1 protein-coding gene is annotated in these 1,929 nt (G+C 53.4%); it reads right to left on the bottom strand.

Translation table 11 applies throughout. The annotated features are described in order from the left end of the window. Positions 1-1,929: (Fe-S)-binding protein (locus tag ADA01nite_RS21540; protein ID WP_146812476.1), on the bottom strand; the 1,929-nt coding region annotated here is incomplete at both ends.

The following is a 1,929-nucleotide window of genomic DNA, read 5'->3' on the forward strand; positions in this document are numbered from 1 at the left end:
ATCCGACAGCATCGTCAGGCAGTACGGACAGGCGCTTCCGATGGTGGTGGGGTTCACAGCCAGCGCCTGCTCTGTGCGCGCAATGTTTACACGCGTCCCCTGATGCTCCTCCTGCCACATCATGCCGCCGCCCGCGCCGCAGCACATGCTGTCACAGCCGGAACGCTCCATCTCGACGATTTCCACACCCGGAATCGCGGAGAGAATTTGACGCGGGGCATCAAAGATGTCATTGTAGCGTCCCAGGTAACAGGAATCATGGAAAGTCACACGGTCTTTCACTTCGTTGACCGGCTTAAGGCGTCCTTCTTTCAGCCACTGTGCCAGCAATTCAGTATGATGGTATACCTCTACCCCTTCAAGACCGAATTCCGGATACTCATGCTTAAATGTATTGTAGGCGTGCGGGTCCATCGTGACGATTTTCTTGACACCATACTTCTGGAAATTACTAATGTTTTCCATGGCCAGCTCCTGGAACAGCAGCTCATTTCCAAGACGGCGCGCTGTATCGCCCGAGTTCTTCTCCTCATTGCCAAGAATCGCGAACTTGATCCCCGCCTTATTCATCACACGTACAAACGATTGCGTGATCTTAATGCTTCTGTTGTCGAATGATCCCATGGAACCGACAAAGAACAGGTAGTCGAATTCGTCGGCTTCCTTCACGGTTGGCACCAGATCCTCCATGCCTTCCCGCCATTTTATCCGGTCTTTCCGGTTGATGCCCCAGGGATTGCTCTGGCGCTCAATATTGCTCAGCGCGCGCTGGGCATCGGACGGCATGCGTCCTTCCGTCATGACGAGGTAACGGCGCATATCGATAATATGGCCCACATGCTCATTGGCTACCGGACATTGATCTTCACAGTTGCGGCAGGTTGTACAGGCCCACAGCTCTTCTTCGGTGATCACATCACCGATAAGTTGAACATCATAGTCGATTTTCAGCGCAGCGGAACCTTCCGTCGCTGCTGCTATCTCCTGCCCGGCCTGACTGACGGCTCCTGCTCCGGCTGCGCGTGCCTGTGCGGCCAGCACATTGCCTGTTGATTCTTTAAACAGACGGGCTGGCATCCACGGCGTACGGCCGGTAATCGCCGCCCCTTTTTCCGTTAAGTGGTCGCGCATTTTGACAATCAAGTCCATCGGTGACAGCGTCTTGCCTGTACCTGCAGCCGGACACATGCTGGTGCATCGTCCGCACTCCACACAGGCGTACAAGTCAATGAGCTGGTTCTGCGTAAAGTTCTCAATGCGTCCGACGCCAAACTCTTCCGCCCCTTCTTCTTCCAGCTTCTCAAAGTCGATGGTGCTGAGTTTTCCCGGCGGACGGGTTTTGTCTTTCATCAGCCAGTTATACGGGGCAAAAATCAAGTGCGCGTGCTTGCCCTGCGGGATGTACACCAGGAAGAACAGGAGCGTGAAAAGGTGTATCCACCAGAACACATAGAATAGGACCCCTGCAGCGGTAGAGCCGATGCCGGCAAACGCAACCGCGATGCCGGATGCGATCGGCTGCGTGGAACGGAAGCCGACTTCCTCCGGATGCAGCCAGACAATCTCCATTCCTTCAGACAGCAACGTGCTCATCATCAGAATCGAAATCAGCCAGACAACCAGGTTGGCCTTCCAGCCTCGTTTTAAGCGCTTTAATTTCTCAACATTACGACGATACCAGGCGTAGAAAATCGCAAGCAAGATGGCGGCAACAACGATTTCCTGGAATAAGAGAAAGTACGGATACGCAGAGCCAAAAGGAAGATGCGAGCCCGGCTTCAGCCCTTTCCAGATTAAATCGATGGCTCCGAACTGCACGAGCAGGAACCCATAGAACAAGACAATGTGCATGACACCGCTTTTGGAGTCTTTTAATAATTTTTTCTGTCCAAAAACGTTGACCCAGAATGCATGTAAGCTTCGGGTCGC

Source organism: Aneurinibacillus danicus (assembly GCF_007991215.1).
Classification (GTDB): Bacteria; Bacillota; Bacilli; order Aneurinibacillales; family Aneurinibacillaceae; genus Aneurinibacillus; species Aneurinibacillus danicus.